The sequence below is a fragment of the Enterobacter cloacae complex sp. genome, from assembly GCF_900322725.1.
GTDB lineage: Bacteria > Pseudomonadota > Gammaproteobacteria > Enterobacterales > Enterobacteriaceae > Enterobacter > Enterobacter quasihormaechei.
In genome coordinates this window covers 1-24862 of sequence record NZ_LT991958.1, presented here as the reverse complement: position 1 = coordinate 24862, position 24862 = coordinate 1, and the positions used below count along the sequence as shown (strand labels likewise).

23 protein-coding genes are annotated in these 24862 nt (G+C 41.7%); 5 read left to right on the top strand and 18 right to left on the bottom strand.

Annotation, left to right across the window (positions count from 1 at the left end; translation table 11 throughout):
- Positions 1-4 precede the first annotated feature (4 nt).
- Both DBR02_RS23665 and hdtA read right to left on the bottom strand, forming a co-directional pair.
- Entirely contained in the window at positions 5-430 is a 426-nt protein-coding gene (locus tag DBR02_RS23665; RefSeq protein WP_000836981.1) for a hypothetical protein, read from the bottom strand.
- The gene (hdtA, locus tag DBR02_RS23660; protein ID WP_000952689.1) at positions 420-872 is read right to left on the bottom strand and encodes a H transfer determinant A; all 453 of its coding nucleotides are present in this window, start codon (positions 870-872) and stop codon (positions 420-422) included. Before hdtA ends, DBR02_RS23665 begins: the two co-directional genes overlap by 11 nt.
- A gap of 443 nt (positions 873-1315) precedes the next feature.
- On the opposite strand from hdtA, the gene DBR02_RS23650 reads away from it, so the two are divergent.
- The gene (locus DBR02_RS23650) at positions 1316-2284 is read left to right on the top strand and encodes an IS5-like element IS903B family transposase (RefSeq protein ID WP_000654804.1); all 969 of its coding nucleotides are present in this window, start codon (positions 1316-1318) and stop codon (positions 2282-2284) included.
- A 56-nt stretch (positions 2285-2340) separates the two neighbouring features.
- Here DBR02_RS23650 and DBR02_RS23645 read toward each other — a convergent pair whose 3' ends face one another.
- Together DBR02_RS23645 and parM are read right to left on the bottom strand one after the other, a co-directional pair.
- Positions 2341-2979 (bottom strand): hypothetical protein, encoded by a 639-nt coding sequence (locus DBR02_RS23645; protein WP_012695436.1) that lies wholly within the window; start codon positions 2977-2979, stop codon positions 2341-2343.
- A gap of 11 nt (positions 2980-2990) precedes the next feature.
- A complete protein-coding gene (parM, locus tag DBR02_RS23640; protein WP_000818954.1) occupies positions 2991-4028 on the bottom strand; it encodes a plasmid segregation protein ParM domain-containing protein in 1038 nt (345 codons plus the stop codon).
- Between the two features lie 363 nt (positions 4029-4391).
- Between parM and DBR02_RS23635 the strand changes: the two genes are divergently transcribed.
- From DBR02_RS23635 to DBR02_RS23620, 4 genes are read left to right on the top strand one after another with little or no spacing between them, the layout of a single operon-like run.
- Positions 4392-5339: a metallophosphoesterase gene (locus DBR02_RS23635; RefSeq protein WP_000718595.1), complete on the top strand. Its 948-nt coding sequence runs from the start codon at positions 4392-4394 to the stop codon at positions 5337-5339.
- Entirely contained in the window at positions 5336-6172 is an 837-nt protein-coding gene (locus DBR02_RS23630; protein ID WP_000700976.1) for a hypothetical protein, read from the top strand. The genes DBR02_RS23635 and DBR02_RS23630 overlap by 4 nt, the downstream gene beginning before the upstream one ends.
- Complete coding sequence (locus DBR02_RS23625; RefSeq protein ID WP_000598517.1) at positions 6165-6686, top strand: hypothetical protein; 522 nt, start codon at positions 6165-6167, stop codon at positions 6684-6686. The genes DBR02_RS23630 and DBR02_RS23625 overlap by 8 nt, the downstream gene beginning before the upstream one ends.
- The gene (locus DBR02_RS23620) at positions 6683-7072 is read left to right on the top strand and encodes a hypothetical protein (protein ID WP_000815011.1); all 390 of its coding nucleotides are present in this window, start codon (positions 6683-6685) and stop codon (positions 7070-7072) included. Before DBR02_RS23625 ends, DBR02_RS23620 begins: the two co-directional genes overlap by 4 nt.
- Positions 7073-7133: 61 nt before the next feature.
- On the opposite strand, the gene DBR02_RS23615 is transcribed toward DBR02_RS23620, so the two are convergent.
- The 14 genes from DBR02_RS23615 to DBR02_RS23550 all read right to left on the bottom strand — a co-directional run.
- Positions 7134-8138 carry a ParB family protein gene (locus tag DBR02_RS23615; RefSeq protein WP_001278838.1) on the bottom strand — a complete coding sequence of 335 codons (1005 nt, stop codon included), beginning with the start codon at positions 8136-8138 and terminating at the stop codon, positions 7134-7136.
- Positions 8135-9388: a ParA family protein gene (locus DBR02_RS23610; protein ID WP_001050364.1), complete on the bottom strand. Its 1254-nt coding sequence runs from the start codon at positions 9386-9388 to the stop codon at positions 8135-8137. The genes DBR02_RS23615 and DBR02_RS23610 overlap by 4 nt, the downstream gene beginning before the upstream one ends.
- Before the next feature lie 1128 nt (positions 9389-10516).
- Positions 10517-10678, bottom strand: coding sequence for a hypothetical protein (locus DBR02_RS26805; protein WP_001371949.1), 162 nt, complete (start codon positions 10676-10678; stop codon positions 10517-10519).
- A 2548-nt stretch (positions 10679-13226) separates the two neighbouring features.
- Complete coding sequence (locus DBR02_RS23605; protein ID WP_000387412.1) at positions 13227-15908, bottom strand: TraC family protein; 2682 nt, start codon at positions 15906-15908, stop codon at positions 13227-13229.
- An 8-nt stretch (positions 15909-15916) separates the two neighbouring features.
- The gene (gene trhV / locus DBR02_RS23600; protein WP_001022588.1) at positions 15917-16867 is read right to left on the bottom strand and encodes an IncHI-type conjugal transfer lipoprotein TrhV; all 951 of its coding nucleotides are present in this window, start codon (positions 16865-16867) and stop codon (positions 15917-15919) included.
- A 9-nt stretch (positions 16868-16876) separates the two neighbouring features.
- A complete protein-coding gene (htdT, locus tag DBR02_RS23595) occupies positions 16877-17629 on the bottom strand; it encodes a protein-disulfide isomerase HtdT (protein WP_182911723.1) in 753 nt (250 codons plus the stop codon).
- A gap of 118 nt (positions 17630-17747) precedes the next feature.
- A complete protein-coding gene (locus DBR02_RS23590; protein ID WP_000377632.1) occupies positions 17748-18230 on the bottom strand; it encodes a hypothetical protein in 483 nt (160 codons plus the stop codon).
- 7 nt (positions 18231-18237) lie between these two features.
- Entirely contained in the window at positions 18238-19593 is a 1356-nt protein-coding gene (gene trhB / locus DBR02_RS23585) for an IncHI-type conjugal transfer protein TrhB (RefSeq protein WP_000351841.1), read from the bottom strand.
- A complete protein-coding gene (htdO, locus tag DBR02_RS23580; RefSeq protein WP_000521242.1) occupies positions 19583-20044 on the bottom strand; it encodes a plasmid transfer protein HtdO in 462 nt (153 codons plus the stop codon). Before htdO ends, trhB begins: the two co-directional genes overlap by 11 nt.
- Position 20045: 1 nt before the next feature.
- Entirely contained in the window at positions 20046-21317 is a 1272-nt protein-coding gene (locus tag DBR02_RS23575) for a TraK domain-containing protein (protein WP_000592092.1), read from the bottom strand.
- Positions 21317-22105: a TraE/TraK family type IV conjugative transfer system protein gene (locus DBR02_RS23570; RefSeq protein ID WP_000783153.1), complete on the bottom strand. Its 789-nt coding sequence runs from the start codon at positions 22103-22105 to the stop codon at positions 21317-21319. Before DBR02_RS23570 ends, DBR02_RS23575 begins: the two co-directional genes overlap by 1 nt.
- Before the next feature lie 11 nt (positions 22106-22116).
- Positions 22117-22467 carry a type IV conjugative transfer system protein TraL gene (locus tag DBR02_RS23565; RefSeq protein ID WP_001447770.1) on the bottom strand — a complete coding sequence of 117 codons (351 nt, stop codon included), beginning with the start codon at positions 22465-22467 and terminating at the stop codon, positions 22117-22119.
- Between the two features lie 17 nt (positions 22468-22484).
- The gene (locus tag DBR02_RS23560; protein ID WP_000423602.1) at positions 22485-22838 is read right to left on the bottom strand and encodes a hypothetical protein; all 354 of its coding nucleotides are present in this window, start codon (positions 22836-22838) and stop codon (positions 22485-22487) included.
- Between the two features lie 1148 nt (positions 22839-23986).
- The coding region (locus DBR02_RS23550; protein ID WP_000594611.1) for a RepB family plasmid replication initiator protein at positions 23987-24862 on the bottom strand (876 nt) is incomplete at its 5' end.

The following is a 24862-nucleotide window of genomic DNA, read 5'->3' as shown; positions in this document are numbered from 1 at the left end:
AAAGTCACTTTTGATAAAACCACATACCGCCTAATGATTCATCATCGGCAAGATGCTTGAAATTTGATAGTGTAAATCCTGTTTTGGTTTCAGAAATCACCAGGCTGTAAGATGCCGTATGTACAAGGCGAGAATTGTTTAGATCAAGATCATCACAAAAACCAGGGCTTTTGACGGGGTCAGCCTTTTCAACAAAAGTTACTTTTGAAGCGATGCCGTTGATCACGATTTTCTCGTTATCAGCAATTTTAATGTTTAAAGAAGGCGAGCTTTTATCACATGGCAGGAAGAGTGATGTCTTTTTAAATGTGTTTCCAGTGAAGTCCAAAAGGTCAGGTTTAACCGGAACATTGTTTAGGATTTTATAAACTCCAGCAAATGCACATAACACAACAAAACCAGATAAAACATATCTAATCTTAGACTTCATCCCCCAGTTCCTCTCCTAAAAGTTTTAACGCGCTTACGCACATAAGCCTCAACTGATACAGTAAGTTATCAGCGGTTATTCCACCAACGAAGGTAACTGTACGTCGTATTGATGCTCCGCCAGGCTCGCACTGGATATGGCCAATACCAGAATCACGGAGGAAGTCATTTTCTGCACTTACAAGGTCTGACTCTACAGGTGGAATGATAACTTCAATGAGTATTGTATCAACTGGGGCCCACTCCCAATCGAACTTAAGAGAGGAAATTGGGGATATAGAAACAAGAAGCTCATCAATATTAAAAATTACGGGTTTTATTCCCATAACCTCAGACTGAATGAAGTGGCTTTCTACCATAACTACCGGAAACTCTGAAATAGTCAGAACTCCGATTAACTGGTCTCGGCGTAAACCATGTATTAGTGAGTTGCGAGATAGCATTCGATCAGCCTTTATTATAATAATCAATCATTTGGGACAAGGACAAAAGGGATTACAGAAACGAAGATTCTACATGAACATCGTTGTCAGTGACCTTAGGTCCATCGGGTATAAGGGTATCAAAAAATCCTTACATAACCATTAAACCACAAAGACTTTTTACGTAAAATAATAATTAAGTACCAGATTTATTAAGATAATTCTTAGGTTTTTTACAAATTTAGGAAAAATCCGCACTTCCTGTAACAGCATCCAAATTAACCTAAAATACCGTTTCATTAACAGTAATTTTACAGATTCAGCTGAAGCCTGAGTTTATTATAACAAAAAAAAGGCCAGCAAGTATGCTGGCTTTCCTGGTAAGACAAGTTGAACTCAGAAGTCGATTGTACTGTCTCTCACCTATCTTGCGGCTTTGTTGAATAAATCGAACTTTTGCTGAGTTGAAGGATCAGATCACGCATCTTCCCGACAACGCAGACCGTTCCGTGGCAAAGCAAAAGTTCAAAATCACCAACTGGCCCACCTACAATAAAGCCCTCATCAACCGTGGCTCCATAACTTTCTGGCTGGATGATGAAGCTATTCAGGCCTGGTATGAGTCAGCAACACCTTCTTCACGAGGCAGACCTCAGCGCTATTCTGACCTTGCCATCACGACTGTGCTGGTCATTAAACGCGTATTCAGGCTGACCCTGCGCGCTGCGCAGGGCTTTATTGATTCCATTTTTTCTCTGATGAACGTTCCGCTACGCTGCCCGGATTACAGCTGTGTCAGCAGGCGGGCAAAGTCGGTTAATGTCAGTTTCAAAACGCCCACCCGGGGTGAAATCGCACACCTGGTAATTGATTCCACCGGGCTGAAGGTCTTCGGTGAAGGCGAGTGGAAAGTCAAAAAGCATGGCCAGGAACGCCGCCGTATCTGGCGTAAGCTGCATCTCGCCGTTGACAGTAAAACACATGAAATCATCTGCGCTGACCTGTCGCTGAACAACGTTACGGACTCAGAGGCCTTCCCCGGGTTAATCCGGCAAACCCACCGGAAAATCAGGTCAGCCGCCGCCGATGGCGCTTACGATACCCGGCTATGTCACGATGAACTGCGGCGTAAGAAAATCAGCGCGCTTATCCCTCCCCGAAAAGGTGCGGGTTACTGGCCCGGTGAATATGCAGACCGTAACCGTGCAGTGGCTAATCAGCGAATGACCGGGAGTAATGCGCGGTGGAAATGGACAACAGATTACAATCGTCGCTCGATAGCGGAAACGGCGATGTACCGGGTAAAACAGCTGTTCGGGGGTTCACTGACGCTGCGTGACTACGATGGTCAGGTTGCGGAGGCTATGGCCCTGGTACGAGCGCTGAACAAAATGACGAAAGCAGGTATGCCTGAAAGCGTGCGTATTGCCTGAAAACACAACCCGCTACGGGGGAGACTTACCCGAAATCTGATTTATTCAACAAAGCCCTATCTTGCCAAAGTCGCTAGTCGCTTGTTTGCCTTAGCTTTAGATTTTATGCTTATGGAGGCGGTTTGATTTTCATCCGATACTTTTTCTAGCACTGGCACCACAGAGGAAATGGACTTTTCTTTTGAAATTTTGGATGCACCTGAAGAAAGTGGGCTTTCAGATGGTATAGAGGTATCGCTTCCCTCATTTTCAATCTTCACACCAAAGCAGGCATGTTCCTTTTGTACAAGGAAGGTTTCTTTTACAGAAACAGAATCCTGCTTTGAATTATCTAATTGTAGAGGTGTTAAATACTCCTTAAACTTTTGATCTAAGACATTCTCTAGCAATACATTAATAGGAGGCTTAGGTTCAGTATCTATAGTATTTCCATCATTCAGAAACCTATTAAGATCTGCAAGTGTTAATCTTTCGTTTAAACCATTTATAAAATTTGCCAAGTCAGGAAATAAATTATTTAATACCAACCCGGTACTAATAGCCGACCTAATTAAATCCAGTTGGTCACCCCTATGACAAAGTTCTGTTTTTTTCAAGAAACTATAAACATAGGGTGCTTTTCTTTCGGATATCCAGAAAGACCGGATCTGAATCCGGTCGTTATCTGCCTTATTTGAGATAGGGTATTTAGCCATGTTCTAGCTCATTATTCTGAATAAATAGTATCAGCAATTGCCAAAGATAATGCGAACTGCGGATTGTCTACCATGATAACTTTAGCCGTTTCAAAATGTTTACGAATAGCTGTTTCGATGAGATATGAACCTCCCCCAACAAGGAAAACATTATGAGGCCTCTCTTCGACTTGTGTAACCGCTCTGATTACTTTACTTTGCAACTTCTGTACCGCAGAGTTTACCGCATCAAAAACACCGTCACGCTTGTCCTCTGCAACCTTCAAAGCTGATTTATCATGACGATTATCAACAAGATGATGAATGTAAGCATTACTCGTATTCAGTTTCTCAGATTCAAGATACCTGCTGATCTCATCGTAAACAATAGAACAACCAATACGGTCAAAACCTTTTACTTTCGAAATCTGTTCTAATTGCCCAGTAATACTTGCAACATCAAGAGTAGTACCACCAAGATCAATTACCAAACTTGATTCAAATGAAGCAATATCCTCAATTTCATCTGCCCGGGTCACAGCTGGTAAAGATTCAGGGAAAACAGTCACAGACAAAACGTTAAAAGAATAGCGTTTACCGTCAAGATAACGCTCTACTGGTTTCATCAGATTATCTTTTTTTCTCTGAATATTTTCAATATTCGTTTCCCCTAAAGCAGTATAGAACTGGCTAAGTGGTAAAGTAACAAAGAGGTGAACATCCTGAGGAACTAAACCAGAAGCATGAAGTGCATGGTGAACATTTAACCGGCTAATTTCATCGTATTGGTGAGATACATCAGTCGATTCCAGTGAGTTACTAGATTCGCTGTGATGCGAAAACCTTTCCAGCCCATCAATAAGATAGTTAAAAGGATTGAGACCCTCATGGCGAACACGGAAATCTGGAACAAAACTATTTTGTGTAAGCAAGGGAACTAATTCGTTTCTTTCATTAAGACAAACCAGTTTTGCAGCTTTACTTCCATCATCGACAACGATTTTTAAAGCTTCAGTGATATCCTGCACTGATGGTGAAACAGGACTTTCAGATTTTAATAGTTCAGCCATAAAAACTCTCTTTTATTAATAGGACCATATTAGATATTAACTTTATACATTAATGGTGACCTATTATCAACATTAACACTATTAAAAAAATACGTAAGTCTATGTTATTTCAGCATCCTTCCATTTTAAATACCTTACCGTTAAATTTCCTGTATTCATGTATTAACCATGTTTATAAAGGAGCCAATTATAATCAGAAAGTTACTTTGCATCCTAAGTATGAACTGTTTGAGAGCCAGGACTGGGGCCTTTACCTGTAAGTAACAAAGGTCCTTAGGCTTAGAATCCAAAATGACGCCTTTTTGTAAAAAAATCATAGTTCGAAATACCGTATCATCGATGTAAACATACGTAGAGGAATTTATGGCAGCTGAGCACGTCCAAACTATAGACCTTACAAACTTCTCCGGAAGGATTTTCTTTCTGGCAGATCCTCATGGACATTACTCTGCGCTGTGCAACTTGATCCAATCAGTTACAAAGCCAGAAGAAGAGATAGTAATTTTCTCTACTGGAAATTTGTTTGACTATGGGCCGGAACCCATAGAATTGATGAAGGCGATAAACAGTGGCTTTTTCGATGGACGTTTTGTGAGGCATTTCTCAGCTGCCGGAGCCGGAGAAGAAATGTTAAAAAAATTGTTACCATTAAACAAAGACCGGAGAACATTTTACCCCAGCACATACCTCAATGAGAGATGGTGTGTAATGGGCGGAAAGTGGCATAAAGCTGTGAATCGTTACTATTTAGAGGAAGAGGTAAAAAAACTTCTTAATACCCAGCTTGGTACGATGATGCAGATTTTACTAAAAGGCGATATAAAAATTGGGGTTTGCCCTTCTGATTACGCCCCTATCCGCACATCATTCACTGATACTTATAATGCGCTTCAAGCATTCAACTATGCCAATGTGAATATTTTTCAGAGCCAGTTTCTATTCGGTATGGACCATGCCGTAATACCAATGATGATAAATGACGTCAACCTTATGGTCCTAGGTAGGAATCCTGTAAACAGCATTCGAAAAGCCCATGGTCGTACTCAAAACAATCTTCCAGTACTGATCGGTAATTGTTTGCATATAAATACTGGATCACTCTATATGTCAAAATTAGAAGACCAGGTAATAGTTGCTCCGGGTATACCGCAAACTGACTCACCAGCACTTACATTAGTAGAAATAATCATGAAGAACAATCCAGTTTTATTGTGTCATCAGCTAATACAAACAACAAACAAGTTTTATTCACTTAAAACCTATCCTTTAGAACTCGATTCGATTGAAAACAACATTGAGGTAACAAGATGAAGATAAATTGGAAGATTATCTCAATTTCAACATTACTTTTGCATCTTCACGCAGCAGCTGCACCACATCAAGAGAAAGAGCATAGAAAAGATGCTTTTTCTTCTGCCGCACAGAAAAGTGATTCACTTATATCTGCTAAAGCGGAGCTTATAAACGGAAGGTGGTTTATAAATGGTAAATATAGGCCTGTTCTAAAGACCAGCATGACCAAAACCAATTTCTTAGAAATCATGAATGTTTCAAATAAAGAATCACTTTTTATTGTGATACCAAAACTTGAGTATAATATCATTGCCAAAAATAAAATCTTACTAAATGAAAAAATTGCATTAAGCGAAGGCACATCCGGAAAAAGCATTGTTTGGGTCGAGCCAAAATCAAGTCTAACTATATCGTTTATAAATGACCTTGCTAATACGCCCCTTCAGGCTATCGTTTCGATCACAAGAAACAACAAAGATATAATTGCCATCTTTGGACCGGATCAGGGTAAAGGGTTTACTCTTCCCGGAAATACGTCTAATGATCAAGTGTCCGTTCCTGACTATTCTGACCTAAATATAAAAAAACTTAACATACCTCAAAGTGTTGGTAATCCAGTAACCATCAATCCTAAAGAGAAGAATTACCTCTTAGTTGGACAAGGAAAATATGAAATCTTATCTCTTCCTAAATATCAACATTTAGTATTTTCTGAACCCGTTTATATTGAGAAAAGAAAAAATATCCTCGGTGGTTATGGTTATTGGACGAAAGAAACAATTCTCTACCCCGGTGAATCATTATCTTTTATAACGAGCGCCAAAAACAATCTAAGGAAGCGGGATGATTAAAGTTATCACACTTTTATTGTTTGCATTACTGACTGGTTGTCAGTCAGTAGAAAGTAAAATCGAAGAACTCCCGACAGTTGGTTTTGACCCTATTCTATACAATAAAAGTGAGGCCTTTACTGACGGAAAAGTTACTTTACGTGTCGAAAGTTCAGGAACTGATGTTTGGCTTGTCGCCAAGAATGGAACCAGAAGTTTTATTGAGCTTTCAGGCCTAACGCTAGGTGGTAGTCGTTGTGCTTACAATGCCCGTAGTAAGCAACTTTTGCCCCCAGGCAGCGTAAGCACATTCGTAGTTCCTACGGTTGGAATGCTTGGACTTTGCTTCAACAATGAAGATCAACTTATGTTTATTAACCGTGCTTTTAGCAGAATCTCTCCCAAAGCAAAAGGAAAAGATTCGCTTTCGCTTTTATTTTCTGTTAGTTACGATTTTCCCGGAAAAGCGGACCTAATTACTAACCACGATTTTCAAGAGTTATATCTTTTATTTTTGAATGAGGATAATCTATGAAACAAACATTAATTGTTATTTTAATATGTTTTTGTCACACGGCTTTAGCATATCCATACCGTATCTATACTGTCCCGGAAGGGGCATTAGTAAAAAACATACTAACTAATGAATATCTAGGAAAAACCCCTGTGGTTGTGGACGTGAGCAATACCGAAGCTGGTTCTACTTTTGGGATTTCATTATTTAGACATGAAAATGTTGCTATAAAGATTTTTACAGTAATGCCTTCAGCAGAAAATAATTTTGCTGTTTCTGGACCTGACGTTGCAACTATGTCATTGCCGGGAAAAGCACCTTTAAACGTAGTAAATGATGGGAATGGCGCTTCTGTTCATATAGAACTAAGACCTTATATGTCTGAACCTGCGCACACCCCATATTAATATAACAAGAAATTAAAAATATAAATCATATGAACTGCATCATAAAGATGCAGTTCAATATTTATTCTGATACTTTTAATTTTTCTTTTATGAACTCCTCTAGTTCCTTAATAAAACCCGCATTTATCCTATTGAATTCAAAGCGAATTTTTCTACCAGTATTGTTTTTACTGATTCTTGCATACTTATCTTTGTTATCAAAAGTAATAAGATCACTTGTTTCCCATTTTGTGGAATAAGTTTTTTCACAAACACTTTCCACAGATTGTGTGATTTTTTCCATTACAACTTTTTGAGCAACCTGGAGATCTCCAATGTCTAAATCTTTTGTTTCCTCTTTAACATTATCTATTACTTCATCTAAAGGAAATAGATTTTTTTGCACATATTTCTGTAAACGAGACAAGCGACTATAATAGGAGTTCGGGATTCCTTCATAATCCGGGAATAAAGAGATCAATGTTTCGTCAATACGGGCCGCCTGGATTCTTTTGGCTACCGATACATGACTAATCCCAAGATATGCTGCGAGTTCTTCATTAGTAGAAAATCCTTTTTCTTCCATTTTTTTGATAAATTGAAACCCAACTTCTCTATATGAAAATTTTCGAGATGTTTGTGCTGCGGATATAATTGAATTTATATCATCTTCGGTTAGTTCATCCGGAAGAACCCACAGGGGGAGATCCTTTTCTGCCTTTATACAGCAGAAACGTCTGCGACTTCCTTCTATTAATAAATAAACCCCATCTCTTTTTACAGCGATCCCTTCGGTATCGACCCCTCTTTCTTCAATCTGCTTAAGAATATCTCTAACAGAATAATCTGTAAGGGCTTCTTGATTTCGTGGGTTCGCTGGATGGACTAAGGTCTCCTTCTCCACTCTCTGGGCTGGAACAATCACATGTTCCGCTTCAAGTCTCCGGCCCTTATGAAGAGTGAATAACTTTTTTATGCGAGGTGCTGTTTTCAAACCCGCAAGACCTGAACGGTGACCGACTTCTGTCCGCTTTGGTGCGTTTAAATATCGAGATTTATCATTCCCGATATGTTGCTCATCGCTCATGCGTTAACTCCTTGCTTAGCTGAAAAACTTTTTATTTCATTTATAAATTGCTGATATACCTGTAATACAGATTCTTCTGCGACATCAAGCTGCTTTGCGGAACAAAGTTCCTCTGATTTTTTGATATCAAGCACTGTACGCCCTTTGGAAGCAGCTGCCTTAAATGCTTCAGAATTTTTTATGTTAGCGGACATCAAAAGGTCCTGAACAGTTCTGATTAATTTATCCAAAACTATTCTTTCATATGGACTTTTGTCATCTACATTGACAGCAAGAACTTTGAACCATTTTAAATTGTCGCCCTTACTTGGTGATTGTTTAAACCTTTCACTTATTGTAAGCATGAAGTCTGTAGTAGAGGCGTAATCATATTCACGTGGTGACACTGCGACAAGAATCCCATCGGCCGCTTCGTCAGCAGCCCAGATCAAAGGTGAATCTTCAGGTGGAGTGTCTATAATAATCAAATCATAGTTCTGCTTCAGTACCGGTAAGATAACTTCCTTGAAACGTAGTAACAAAGACGTACGTTCTTCTCTAGAACATTGCCAGTATTTATCTTTAAAACGAGCATCTGTCGGAAAAGCCGTTATTACGTCCAAGTTTGGCAGATGCGTTGAAAAAGGCATATTAGTGATGATTTCTTCTTCAGAGAATCCTGAATCTAAATATTTTTTATACTCAGAATTTTCTTCATAAATTCCAAGGATTGCATCAATTGCTGTAAGGAAGACATCATCTTCTGAGACACTTTGAATCATGCTGCTTCCAATCGAACCTTGTGGGTCCCATTCGATCATTAATACACGTGCATTGAGTTGTAGATCTAAAGCAGCTGCTACTGCTAAAGCTACAGATGTAGTGCTTTTCCCTGTACCGCCTTTATGATTCTGAGTAACAATAGCTCTGCTAAAGTAATGATCGCGGTACTTGGGATAACCCAGGGCATCCATTATTTTTTGAACATCCCAGCGGGTGTAAAGATGATTTTTGTTTTGATAAATAGGTGCACCAACAAGTTCTTTTTCTTCTAAGTCCGAAAGTATTTTATTGAACGTTACTCGTGACTTCCCAAAAAAATCAGAGAGATTTTTTTTATTCAAACAGTGGTTATAGATCAGTCTATCAACACCATCAACACTATCATCAGAAACAGATACTCTTGATGAAGCCATCAGAGATTCCTTTAGAGAAATCTGCTCGCTTTTCATGCGCTGACCAACGAGGGCGATCTTTTCAAGTAAATTCATGGTTATGACCTTTTTGCACTGAAAACCGACTTTTACGCATATATGTAAACTTTACGTATAATGCGTCCATTTCCTTGTTATGCGTACAATTCTATCCTTAGTTTCAATCTTAAGCTAATGTTTGTTTACTTTTTTATGATTTTTTGTGAGCTTAACTTGCAGATGTGAGCTCAGACTCTCTAGTCCATACCTAATGCACAACCTGTTTAAACCACGATTCTTGTCTCCTTCTCTACGCTTTGAAGTTAAGAGCTCCATTAATGAATCTTCACGCCTACCCTATTTCTTGCTTAGACCCTAAAATCTATCTCACCGGTGTGCTGATATACGTTTCCTAACTGTGAACCGTTGTCGTCAGTCCAGTCTAAAGATATGAGGTGTTAATCTCTTGAGGAGGCACACTACGAATTATGGGAGCAGAGTTAGCAACCTCACCCCGAAATGAAACCCAACTTAAGGAGGCAACCCCAGTGTGGAGATTAAGGGGGTTAAATCTGCCAGCGGCTGACAGTGTCCCAGCTGCTGCTCAGTCACACCACGCCCTGATTTAATCCCCTGCCCGGTATTGTAATGACCGAAAAAAACCCGTGCACTGGTGTCGGCAGACCGGCATGCATGAATATGACGTTAATCTGTATCAGCAGGCACTTTTCGCATAATGGGAGCAAGTGATAGCAACGCCGCCCAGAACGGAATGCCAACATCAGGACTGAACCCAAGTTTGGCGATTAAGGGGGTTAAATTTGCAAGCGGATGACAGTGCCCCCAGCTGCTGCTCAGTCACACCACGCTTGATTAAATCTCTCGCCAGGTCTTGTTTTGACCGAAAATAGCCCAAGCACTGATGTCGGCAGACTGGCATATAGGAATATGACGTTAATCTGTATCAGCAGGTACATTTCGCATTATGTGAGCAAGTGATAGCAACCCAGCCCGGAACTGAAGGCCAGCATGAGGACAGAACCCCAGTTTGGCGATTAAGGGGGTTAAATCTCACAGCGGCTGACAGTGCCTTCAGATGCTGCTCAGGCATACTACTCTCCCTGATATAATCTCCCATATGTTCTTGAGATCGTCGGAAATCGCCCATGCACCGGTGTCGGCAGACCGGTATGCAGTAATGTGAATTTAATCTGCATCATCAAGCACATTTCGTATTATGGAAGTAAGTGTTAGTAAACCAAAGCCCGCCCAGAACGGAAGGTCAACATCAGAACAGAATCCCAGTTTGGCGATTAAGGGTGTTAAATCTGCAAGCTGCTGACAGTGCCCCAGTTGCTGCTCAGTCACACCACGCCCTGATAGAATCTCCTGCCCGGAAATGTGATGACCGAAAAAAGCCCGTGCACTGGTGTCGGCAGACCGGCACGCAGGAATATGACGTTAATCTGTATCAGGAGGCACATTTCGCATTATGGGAGCAAGCGATAGCAACCCAAGCCCAGAACTGAAGGCCAGCATCAGGACAGAACCCCAGTATGGCGATTAAGGGGGTTAAATCCGCCAGTGGCAATAAGATCCCGAGCGGTGTTTAAGAAATATTTCCCGAAGGACAATCTTCCGCTCGTACGATGAATATAGTGTTCAACCCGGGAGAGGGATCACTTAACCTGCTTAGCCTAAATCTTACGTCATTCTCTAAACGGAGTTTAAGCTTAATGGTCCTGAGAAAGTTAAAAGGACTACCCATAATGACGGTTTGAGATGGCGAATAAGGGTTTTTTCTGCCAGCGGCTGACATTGCCCCAGCTTCTGCTCAGTCACACCACGCCTGATTAAATCTTCCGCCAGGTCTTGTTATGACCGAAAATTGTCCGTGCACTAGAGTCGTAAGACCTGCATACAGGAATGAGGCGTAAATCTTTATCAGGTGGCAAGGTTCGCATCATGGGAGCAAGGGTCTTGAACTGGAGGTTAACATCATAAAATCCCAGATTGGCGATTAAGGGTGTTAAATCTGACAGCGACTGAAAGTGCCTTCAGATGCTGCTCAGGTATATTACACCCTGAAAAAATCAAGCATCTGTGCTTGCGAATATCGGAAAAGGCCATGCACCGGTGTCGGCAGACCGGCATGGGCAATGAGACGTTAATCTGTATCAGCTGGCGCATTTCGTATCATGGGAACAAGTGTTAGCAACCCTCTCCAGGACGGAAGGACACTATCAGGACTGATCCCAGTTTGGCGATTAAGGGGGTTAAATCTGCCAGCGGCTGACAGTGCCTTCTGATGCTGCTCAGACATACTATGCACAGATATAATCACCCGTCCGTCCTTGTGATTATCGGAAAAGGCCATGCACCGGAGTCGGCAGACCGGTATGCAGTGATGTGACTTTAATCTTTATCAGCAGGCGCATTTCGTATTAAGGGAGCAAGTGTTAGCAACCCTGCCCAGGACGGAAGGACACTATCAGGACTGAACGCCAGTTTGGCGATTAAGGGGGTTAAATCTGCCAGTGGCTGACAGTGCCTTCTGATGCTGCTCAGACATACTATGCACAGATATAATCACCCGTCCGTCCTTGTGATTATCGGAAAAGGCCATGCACCGGAGTCGGCAAACCGGTATGCAGTGATGTGACTTTAATCTTTATCAGCAGGCGCATTTCGTATTAAGGGAGCCAGTGTTAGCAACCCTGCCCAGGACGGAAGGACACTATCAGGACTGAACGCCAGTTTGGCGATTAAGGGGGTTAAATCTGCAAGCGGATGACAGTGCCCCAGCTGCTGCTCAGTCACACCACGTCCTGATAAAATCTCCTGCCCGGTAATGTGATGACCGAAAAAAGCCCGTGCACTGGTGTCGGCAGACCGGCACGCAGGAATATGACGTTAATCTGTATCAGCAGGTACATCTCGCATTAGGGAGCAAGTGATAGCAACCCCGCCCAGAACTGAAGGCCAGCATGAGGACAGAACCCCAGTTTGGCGATTAAGGGGGTTAAATCCGGCAGCGTGAGTAAGTGCCCGTGCTGTGTTAAAGAAATATTCCCTAAGGACAATCTTCCGCTCGGCCTTTTGTATAAAGTTGTCACCCCGGGAGCGGGGATCACTTTACCTGCTTAGCCTAAATCTTACGTCAATCGCTATCCGGAATTTTAGCTTAATGGTCCTGAGTAAGTTAAAAGGGCTACCCATAATGACGTCCCCAGATGGTGATAAAGGAGTTAATTCCGCCTTCGGCTTACAGTGCCGCAGCTGCTGCTCAGCAACACCACGCCCTGATTAAATCTCCCGCCTGTCCTTGTGATGACCAAAAATAGTCCGTGCACTGGCGTCGTAAGACCGGCATACAGGAATGAGGCGTTAATCTTTATTAGGTGGCAGGATTCGCATCATGGGAGCAAGGGCCCTAGAACTGTAGACTAACATTAGAAAATCACAGTTTGGCGATAAAGGGGGTTAAATAAGTTAAAAGTCTTCGGTGAGCAAATTGGATAAATTTTCAGAAACCAAACCGTTAATAATAAACTTTTAGAAGAATGATTAAAGGATATTAAGTTTTGTATGCAAAATGACACCAGTGATCTGTTTTCACTAATAATGCCGCGCTACTTTGATTACCTTTGGTAAACAAAAATGTAATTTACGTGATTTTCATCTTATAATGTCAGTATTGAAGTTATAAATTTTGTTTACTTAATGCGTACACAACCTAACTGCGATTTGTATTTATGTCACTGTTTTTACACCACATTAATTATAAAACCAAAATTTGCAGCACAGTGATGAACTCATTAAGTCACAACCTCATTTGTTTACTTAAGGCATACAATAAAAAACCAGATTCTTATGAGACATCTGGTTTAATTATTTTTGCTTGAAGATATTTACTCTACGCGGCCAAACCCGCTGCTACTTCTTGAGCATAGAGAATTTCTATTGCCTCGCCATAGCTACAATTCTCGCGGCTTTGAATTTCCCATAATTTACTCCTGTCAGCACTATCCGTAGTAAAACAAAGCTCCATTTTCCGGTCTACGTATAACCGACAGATCTCTTGGAAGTTTTCGAACCTGACTAACATCTCTGAAAACACCTTTTTGACTGTACGAATATTTTTCATACGTTCATATTCTGCATCTGAAGTAGAAAAATATTTATTAGCCTTCATTGCTTCAATGCTTTCTTTTTCTTGTTTCATGATTATCTTCCAAGGCGAGTTAGCAGTCAGGGCCCGGCCAACAGAAGAAGTAAAATAATCTTCAAACGACTGTGTGATACAGATGCCAGCGCAGTTTGTTTTCCTGAACCTACGCCATGCCGCTTCGAGGAAGGAAGAGAAGAATTGGTTTGATTGATTTCCGGCACCTGATGAATTATCAGGACGAATGTACTCCCATGCTTCATCAAGGATGAACAAGCGACGACGCCCATCTTTTTTGATGAACATTGCATGCTGAGCAGCCTGAATGATAGACATTAATACAACTGTCTGAAGGTGGGGGGTGCCTTTTAGCTCCTCCAGTTCCAAAACAATAAATCTGCTGTCGAAGTTGATTGGAGGCAACGTATCGGTAAACCGGTGCCCATAAATTCCACCTTCGCACCATGCTCCGAGTTGCTCCCCAATATCCTTTATACGTTTGTCTTCATGCTTCTTGCAACGCAGAGCAAAGCCGGTTATTGAACCGGTCCGACCTGATTTTCTGGATTCTTGGTACTCTTCTGCAATAAGCTGAAGCATCACTGATTGTTGATAATCATCGATAAGGCCTTTCTCTGAAGCCATAATTTTTAGCTGATTCAAAACCATTATGGTCTGAGCAACTTTGTCTTTTTCTGCATCGTTTGAAGTTGATTCACCGGTAAATTCAGGTGCTTCGTTAAATACATCGTCGTTAACAGTGATGTCAGTTAGGAAGGCAAAGGGATTTAGGGTGAAGTCAGGGGTTTTACCGAAATCAATAAATTGACTGTTTGTATATTGTTCCGCAATCCCCTGGTAAGAACGGCCCACGTCCACAACAAATACTTGAGCACCGTCAGGATCATCATCTGGGTATTCGTTTTCTAAAAAATGCTTAAATGTTGAGCGATAATGAACGAGGTTATTAGATCGCGGTCCAGCTCCAAGATAGTTATTGATTAGATATGCTGTCCAGAATGACTTCCCTGCACCTGACGTTGCACCAATAACCATGTTATAGCTTGCAGAAGTCTTGAAAATATCAAGTCCCATGAGTTGACCTTCACGAGAAACTAAACTCAGTACTGGTCTATCTGTATTACCTTTCCAGGGCCCAAAGATCGGTGTCATATGAGCCGCTCCGGTGTTGCTCACTACTTCGGAACGGTCAAGGTCGAAAATTGTCTTTGGGTCATTGCACATTGGCAGACATGACATAAATGACGGGAAAACGATAAAGGAATCATCTGCTACTTTGACCCGGCTTTCGAGGTAAAAGGATTTGAGATCGTTAGCTGCTGTCTGCACAGAATTGGCATTACTACCCATAACAGTGAAAGTAAGATACCCTCTTAAAAGCTTTGCGCCATCCTCAAGCTCGCGAGTTACGGCCATGTAGTCATTATCCATATCCCGCAGGCGAGGGCAGAATGTGACAACTGAAGGTATACTTGCCTGTTTATTAGTGATTGCTTTGTAGCGGACGTTTTCTTTTGACAACTTGAGCGGATCGGCAAACTGAACAGTCTGAGTGATCATAAATGGGCTGAAAATTGTCTTACGTCCATGCATCCAGTTAACTACTAACTCATACATACAACCGAAATTGACGTATTCAGGAAACTTTACAACGGAAAGTTGTTTGAAGTAACGATGCTCAGATTCGTCGTCACTTTGTGTGACTGATGAGAAATGATTTTCTGTGACTGTATACTTACGGCCGGGAACGTTAACTTGTTCATTAAGCCTTTTCATAGTGTTAACGTCTATGAAACCTTCAGCCCACCGGGAGTTCTTTCCGGGGTTTACGACCTTATCTATACAATAGAGCCAGTTTTCTGCATCGACCTTAAACGGATGCAATCCAATCGTAATTAACTTACTTACAAGTTCAGAGTAAAGTGAATCGATACGCGAATGTTCCAGCTCGGTAGGAAGGGCAGACTGTAAAGGAATCGATAGCGAGATCCATACCTGAAAATCCCTCAACATAAGGTTATCATGATCAGGTTTTAAAGGCTTATGCATACTTCTGTCGTAGTAGTCCAACTGATAACCATTAAGCAGATCTGCTTTAAGCTTATCGTTCCCAGTCATACGCCCACCTCGCACAGCTGACCAAGCACTAAGCTGTAAAGTCAGGTCTGGCAATGCAGTCAGAGATATTTGACAGACAGTATCTGTAGGGAAATCCATTTTGAACATTTCAGCAAGAACATCTTGCTGATTATCAAAAACTCCAGGGGATGGATTACAGATAAACATAAACCCTAATCTGTTGCCATCAATCAAAAAATAGTGAGTCCCTGCTAATTGATCGTAAACAGGGATAAACCCACCTAATTGATGGCGATTTAAACCGCTATTGTAATTATTGATAGCTTCCATATTTGACCTTACAGTTGTCTAACAATGCCGTTCGAAGAGACAGCTTTAGTTGCTTTTTGTTGCTGCTGCATATTTTCCCGGGCCGCATCCTGTACTTCTAAAGGAACTATGCGAGCTGGGTTTGAGGTCGAATTCTTGCCAGCAATCCATGTTTGCGGTTTTACGTTGACATAAACGTAGCCGGGAAGATTAAGCGCATCGTTATCATCGGTATAAGGTGCAAAAGTAATTCTCATTACTTTCCCCTGTTGCAGAACAGCAAGTGGTTCAGGAGCCACTACAGCTTGTTTATAACCTTGCGAACGGTATTGCTGGATCTGCCCAGGGTTGAGAGTCGGGTTAACGGGCTGGCCATTGTAAAGAGAGTACATATCCTTACCAGGGCTGATATCAGAATTAGGTGCAACGTAGCGTGGGGCATTTCCAGCAGAAACCGGATAGCTTGTTTGTTTAACGACTTCCGCAGCCGGATGAACGAAAGGGTTACCAGTTGAAGAGGCAGTGCTATAACTGCTAGTCATCCTTACGTTTGAATTAACCGGTACACCAGAAATAGGCCGTGGTCCAATGGATGAAGTAGGGGCACCCATTTTTAAAGTTTTATCGTACATGACAGGTAACTGACCAACTGGCTTAATTTCGGTTTTTGAATAAGCCACAGGCTGATTTTTAAGGGTAGTAGACTGTGGATATTTGACTTCCCCTGGAGGGCTAATTTCAGTTGGATAACGGCTGTCATTGACAGCCGATTTCTCCTTTCCCGATTCCGACTCTTCCCCCGCCAGTGCAGACAGATCATCTCGATTATTAGTTAACTCCATAACTTCGCGAGGACCTTTACAGATAACGCCCTTTTCAATGCCTGGACATTCGGATTCGGAACTACCGATGGAGCACCCCGTAAGATATGAGGATGTACCTACAACCAGAGCACTGAGTACCAATCTTTTGATGTTCATAAACTAGCCTTAATTTGTCTCAAATGGATTTTTTAAGAGAGGTTCAACGCTTTGGTTCAACCAGTAGTCGAAATCTTTTGGAATGCCATTACCAGCCAAACCATCCTGTCTGACAACTGAAGGTACACCCTGCAATTTATAAATTCCTGCGAGCATCAATGACGCTACCAAAGGTTCCGCCGGACATTCTTCTGCTTCTTTTTGAGAGAGCAATCTTTTTTCAATGTCGGATTTGCTTCCCATTAGCCAACGAAGAATATCGAGGTTGTTTATTTTTCCTTTTTCTTTACTACACCAGAGCCTTCTAAGCTCTTCTTTTGGCTCACCGGGTGAGGGAACTAAAACAATATCTATCCGATACTTGTCCCGATCTGCATAGAATTTCTTAACAAGTTCCATGCAACCGTCACAATCAAGTGTTATGAAAATGGCTGCTTGTCTTTTAAGCTTTGAATTTCCCAGAGGAATGGACGCTACAGTTTCCAGAGGGAAGGGGGCCTCATCAAGACTAATAAAATAGGAATTCCTGATTTCTTCTACAGTCAGAACAGGTTTACGTTTAATTACATCAACAAGGCTTCCCCCAGTAAGGGAGTATCGGCCATCGGTCGTTACTGCCATTAGCTGCGAACGTTCGTCCTGAAAGAGGTATAGCCCACCAGAAGGAATGTATATGGCATCCTTAGGTTTATATCCTTTCATTTTTGATAACACACCCGAGATCTGACTGGGTGAAACGCCACCTTCCTTTGCCTTTGCCATTAACGCAGCAGCATCACTATTAGTTAGGACCTGCTCTGAAGCATAAGTGACCGTATTCGCCATAATGGCGAAAGCCGCCATTAAAGGGAAAAGTAACTTTTTCACTATTGGGTGCCCTCTACTTCTTTGCATTATAAGAACTTGATTGTACCGCTTCAGAGCTATCTTCAAGTTCCATATAAGTGACGATTTCAACACTATCCGGTACAGTAACGGCAAGCGTTGCATCAATAATTAAATAGCCACGGTCACGGTAGATCTTCATTAATGTTCTGAAATATTCTTCGAATTGAGATCTATCATTGTCAGCAGTACGGCCTCCGTGATGCTTGAAAAATTCCTTACGTAATTCAGGCATGTCAAGCACTGCAATCTTGTACGAAGGCTGGGATTGTTTATTGAAGTAATCGTAAACATTCATAAAGCCTTTATAACCATAAATAATGACCAATACGGCAAAGGCGAAGAAAAATAAATACTTCAATATTTTTTCAATATCAATTTCGAAGGTAATTTTTTTTGTTGTCCTTTCTCGCACCATTTTTTTAGTGATTTCAGGTCCAGCTGATTCAGGCGATTCTTTTTTTTCTAAACTATCCATTTAAACCTCAGCGACTGGTCAGATTCGTTGGAATTGTAGTTCCGGTCTGAACGACAAATGTAATAGCTCGGCCAGGGCTAATTTCTACGATTGGCCACTGTTGTTCTGCAATTGCGGTGTAGTAATCGACGAGTCGATTAAGACCACCTTGAGCTGCACCAGCCCCGGCTAATGCCCCAAGTGCACCAAAATTAGGGGACTGATACTGAGCCTGTGAATTAGGGTCGATGTTAAGTGAAGATACCTTACTGGGACTTAAGCTACCGGCAAGTGAAGAAAGTCCACCGGCAAATGCAGCTCCTGCAATTGCGTTACCATTTCGGCTGATAAGCGTGCCTCGGATCCCATTTTTTCCGTCATTTTCACTTACAGCATATGCTTCCAGTTTTACGTCAAAAGCTTTCCCTTTTGAATTAACACAAGAGATAGAAGTGGCACGTATGTAAGCACGCTGTGACGCCAGATCACCAACAGCTGAACCCAGAAGGTTACAGTCACGCAAATCCATGGTGAAATTATTGGGCATGATGACATCTTTTTTAATACGCATCGTTACTGGCATTGGTTCTGATTTGGAAGAAAGGCTTGTAGGCGCTTCAAGCCCGGTAATCAGAACACCAGTGATAATAGATGTTGCCGGAAGAAACATTTCATCTTTTCGGGCAGCATGCCGCGCTTTGCTATCAACTGGCGCAGTACCATCACCTCGTACAGTCCGAGTTGGCGCTTTATCTCCTGCAATGACCTCTCTGCCTTCCTTGATTCTGTTTTCAGACACGGGCATAACCTGAATGACACCATCGGTACCATTAGTCTTAATGGAACTTTGTGTGATTGTTCTCATTGGGCTATTACGCGTAGGTGTGATAGAAGCGTAATTAGGGTTTACGCCATTAATCGGCGCATTAGCATTAAGCTGATAAGGAGCTGCCGGTGCCTGCTCATTAATCGTTTTACGCGAACTACCAGCATCCAAGTTACGATTGCCGTTTCGATTTGTCTGCATATCATTAATTTGCTGAGACAGCTGCTGAAGTTGAGAAGTTAAACTTGCAACTTGGGCTTTAGTTTCCTGTTGGGCTTTTTCTGCTTTTTCGCGGTCCTCTTTCGCCGCATTTTGGTCAAGTCGGTTTTGCTTAACCATTTCTTTATATACTTTCTGGCTTTCTTCATTACTCAATTTGTTCATTTGCGAATCATCTAACAACAAATTGGTCTGCATGTCTTTTTTCTGTGTTTTCTTTTCTTTCTTAACTGGTGTGGAAAAAATAGACTGGCTAATAATATAAACAATCACTACCAGCAGAGCGCCAATAACAGAAAGTCTGACGGTCTTATTTTCCCAGGCCTTTTTAATGTCCATGATTAGCTCCACTTGTAGGTTTCTGGAATCGTTTAATTTTTAGATTTCGTTCGCTGTCAGACATCTGAGGAACGATATAGGGTTCACCTGCTCTGGCCCAGTTTTCACGAACAGATGGATGATTCATTTCAGCTTTATCTATCTGGCTCGTTCTAGATATTTCATGTTTGTAATTAGGTTCCAAAACGTTACTTTTGTGATAGTCAAAAGCATTCTCCTCATTAATATTGCCCTCTCCTACAAATTTATCAATAAGAGTTGGATCGTTCATTATTACTGTCTGAACGGGAAAAGCGTTACTGCCATCTTCGATACTAATGGGTGCGTCCGGAACGATTAATACACTCCTTTTTGGTATATATTCTGACCTGTAGTAAAAGCTGGTTAAAGCAAATACGACAAAACCAATCACGGTGGCCCCAAGCAGAGCAGGCAAAGTAACTTTTCCCATATTATTTTCTGATTAGACTTGGTCTGGTTGTAACCCGGGCCTCGCGTTCCTTGAACAATTTATCCCGGACTATGTAAAGCTCTGTTTCTTCTCCCGGTTGCAGGTATGCTTTATCAAATAAAGCACTTGCAATAACGCCTTCTGCCATACACTGCTGATCAGCAACGATTTGACCGTATGGTTTATCGTTTTTCACAAGAATTACATCAATAAGTTCACGTGAGCCAACCAGTCTCTGACCGAGCTTTGCATACATATTAAAGTTACATGGTGACTGCTCTGGCGCAGGAATACGAGAAAGTCGGTCCTGTTGTAAACTGAATCCTGAAGGGACCTCACCAAGAGCCACAGGAGTCAATAAATCAATGATTCTTTGTTTATGATCGTCTTGTTTTGGATCCGTTGGAGCCAGTTCTTCTGACTGGGAGCGGGCCAACATTTCCTCATAGTTTTGCTTATCCAATGAGGTTTCACGTTTGGCTTGCATAGATGGGCTTAAAGATGTAGTAACTGAAATCATCGCACCGGGAACATCAAGCGGTACCAGGGTCAGGTTATAGGTCGATTCAGGTACCTGATCTTCAGACAACATAATCCCGATTGGTTTATCGGTATTAGTTGAAATAAAGACATCGCCACCATTAACAAATATGCTTGCCTCTTCAGCAGGGGTAGAAGTACTGACAGAAGCATTCTTGAAGCTGGTCGATATTCTGTTTTGAAGTCCTCGTGAAACTGGCAGTACCACATTCCCACCAGGCGGCACATTTACACGCTGAACTTCTTTATATCGGTTACGAGCTTCGACATAAAGTTCATCGGCTTTTGACGTGGCGGTCGCATTGGTTGCATTCTGCTGGGAAGAGGTACCTGTTGGTCTCCCATAGCTATCAATTGCACCAGATCGGGTCTGTGCGTCAAATCCGGGGAGACTAGGATTATTTGATAATGCTCCAGTAATAGCGCTTACCGCAGGCGAAGCATTGCTGGCTGGGGAAAGTTGCACGGTAGGGAGATCAGTTGTAGGTTTTTGTCCCTGCGCATTACCGGCTTCACTAAGGTTTGTTTGTGCACCTGACTGTTCAGAACCAGCTTGACCCGGAATAATGGCTTTTGCAGCTCCATTCTGAAATCCGTCAGCACCAACTGGCATTACAACCGGGTTATTAATTGTTGCTGGCAATTGGTATTCTTCAGCGATTACGCAGTTCGAAGTCGTGAGCATGATCAATGCTGTAATTGCGTTGAAGCCTAAGCCCTTTTTTTTAATCATCACTTGTTACCTGTAGACGGTGGCGGATTATCCAGCGTTGCCAGTTGCTCTTTGCCGTTTATCGTAATTTTTTTAATATTCGGTGTTCCGGAATATTGATTTACATATGCAATTCTTGGGCGACCATTTTTCATCCCGAGAACCCATTCATAAGTCCATTTCGATGATTCAGTTTTGTCCGGAACATTTACAAGTCGAGTCGTTTTGGTACCCCAGACATAGACCATGTCATTTTTTGGATCAAAGTAAATATCATTAGGCTTAAAGGTCTGCTCAACACCACGAGCCTGCATGATATTTATCTGCTCCTGTAAAGACTCACTCGTTTTAGCCTGTAGTTCAGGTGAAAGGGCATCGAGGACATAGGCCGTCACAAAGGAAATATTAGTTGGATTAATATTCCCTAAAAGGGTACTAAAAAAGAGAGCCCATTGTGTTTTATAAGATTCCGATGCTTTGTTACCAACAACCGTGATCTCTTCATTCATGTTTGGAGGGGTAACAATCGTCACTGGGTCAGTGAAAAAAAGAATCTTTGCAACCAATAACCCAATGACGGCTATTGAAACAGTATTAATGCGGATAAGTTTTGTATCACGATTAATCAGGGCGCTGTATGTAATTCCAGCACCTGACGCTTCAGCTTGTGGGCTAAATCGTTTTTTAATGTCCAAAAAACGTCCCTTAGCACTTTCATCTTTCTTTACGTATGACTGTTCAAGATCACCGTTTTCATCCTTTTTAGATTTTTTGAAAAAAGGGATGTTAATGCCACTTAGCATTTTCATTCATAGCTCCATCAAGAATACAAATCTCTGATAAATGGATCGTTGAAATAACGGCTACTAAAAACTGCTTTACCTGGCAAAAAACCGAGCCACCAGAGTTTGTGTTTTAGCAATCCTCTTATTCCTGACTCAGCTGCTTTGTTATACGCAATCCAATACACAACCGCTGCTACAACAGAAAACCCGAAGCATTCGAAGATATTCCCAAATGCAACCAGAATGAATGCAAGCCCTAATTTTTTGGCATCCCAAAACAAAATCAGTAGAGGCATGTTGATCCTGAAAGGGAATCTATAGGTATGCTGAGGAACGTCGTTCTGCTTACTCATTAAAAATCCAGAGAGGGGGATGAACCCCCTCATGCATGATTAACAATAAATTACAGCGGTACGCCAGCATCCATAAAGGTGCTGATAATTTTCTCGCCGTTGGCCATTACCAGCATCATGAATAATGAAACCAGTGCCAGGCCCGGGTTAGGCTTAAGGACAGAGAAATATACGCTTGAGATCAACATCGCGGCTGCCAGAATTTTGCCCGGAGCTCCAGTCATACTTTCACTCATGTATGACCAAATATCTCCCAGTGCCCCATCATCTGAACCCGCATATGCCAGACCGCAAAAAAGCACGGTCAGCAGAACAAACAAAATCACTTTTGCGCTTTTTGTTTTAAAAAGTGCAGCCGTGTTAGATTTCTTTTCACTAAGGCCAATATTTAAAGAAAGTTCCATAATTACTCCGTGTAGATTTGAGTTCACGTAAACGCGAATGAATAATACTTTTTTATTCCGATCCTTCCGTTCGCATAAACCCCCTTTTTTTAACGTTTAGCGATTGGTGAATTTTTAAGCAAAGGGCCTAAAGCATAATCTTTGAAAGGTACCAGTGAACGCTTAGTAAAAGTTTGAAAGAGGGGAGGGGGTAAGATTACGTTAAGCTCAATCCTGAAGCTGATGAGACTCCTCAAGCATAAAAGTCACTTTTGATGGTTTGAAAAGCTCTAACTAGATATCGGGCAGGTAACTAAGCTTCATATCTAATCTTTTTTGTTCCCTTATTATCTATCTCTTGATTCTGAGAAGGCCGCATATCACTGTGCTCCCTGGTTCGGCAACTATCAGTTGGAGAAACTACATACAATCCTCGGGCCGGTGCGTCATTCATCTAAATGCCTTTTACACCTCTGGGCGTGAGTGGGACTTTGTCTTGTCCATACGAACATCATTCATTCGAATGCTTTTGGCCAATGCTATTTAAGCAAATGCTTTCTGGCTGAGTCCTTTTGCGAATGAGTCTTTGATATAACTGCATGAATTTTGGGTTGTTTGGTGTACTAACAAAACAAAGGCATTTCTTTGAATGCCATTGGAGTTGTGATGCTTCTGATATTTTTTTGATCTCATATCAAGCACATAGTCCTTCTGATGCCCAATGTCATAGATGTCTTGGACCATTCTCGCTCTTAACAAAGCTGAACTGTGTGTCATTCGACCTAATGCCATTCACCAAAATGCCTTTTTATACCACTGCATAGCTATGCTCGGGATACAGTGGCAAACAAAAGCATTTCAATGAATGAATTTTTGGGATACCGACATCAAAAGCATTTGTATGAATGTAAGAGGCGTAATCCACAAAAGGCATTCACGTGAATAGAGTGCGCACGAAACCATCTTGCTCAACGGCATTTAATGAATGGGCTAGCATGTACGCTTGAGTCAGAAAGGCATACAGATGAATAGTCAGGAGTTCGTTTGAAAAGTTACTTTTTTGCACATTAAGCCGAGATGTAAGACCAGTAGTAAAAGAAGCACTAAGCATAGCACTGATAAATAACTTATTTTTCAGCAGGTTATAACCAGTGCATACCAGATAGCTTTCAACCTTGTTTGGCAAGGGCCAGCTTAGGGCTTCTTTTGAAGATCTGAAATTGTATGTCGCGACCTTTCTTAACTTCTTGATAATCGAGATATCCGATAGATTCAAGTTCCCGCATTGCTTTACGAATTATCTGGTTTTGCGTACGAATAGGGGTTGTAAGAAGCAACCTTTCCCTCAACCGTTTCATATTAACGAACAACGTACCAGCTGGCATTGCTTCAAAATAAATATAGAGAGATTGCGCAGCTTCTTTTTTAGCCAAAATGTATAGAACCTGAAGGCTTAACAATGTCTTATGGTCGTAACGATACAGTTCCCACATAGAAGGATCCCCAACCAGCTCAACAGTATCGCTTTTTGGATCAATCATAGCCTTCTGCACCAGATGCGTTACTGTGAACCGACCACTACGAGAGTCTGAGAAGGCAAGCACTACCGATGCAAGGTTCATTAATGACTCTTTAAAGCGCGCACGAGTTCGTTTGTTGATGTTTGTTGAACTGATACCACACATCTTCGCAAACTCGTTAAAAGTCAGGCTAATCTTCTCGGAAGTAAAACCATATTTACTGAAAGCCATGATGATCCCGAGCCAGCACTTAAAGTCGGTAGACATAGATAGTTTGACACCAGTTATCTTGATGTCGTCATAACCCTCCGATCTTGCAATTTCCATACACGAAAGCTCATCAGAGGCATCAACTTCAAAGTTTCGGTCGCGGTTTTCTTTTGTGCCGACAGGGGTAAATACACTCAATCTCAGCAGGGCCACGGGCTGAACCGACTTGGACGAGTTAGGCGTCAGTTGATAAGTCTTACCTGATTCATTACTGGTTACGTCAAAAGGATGGATTAACTCGTTGTTTTTAATCAT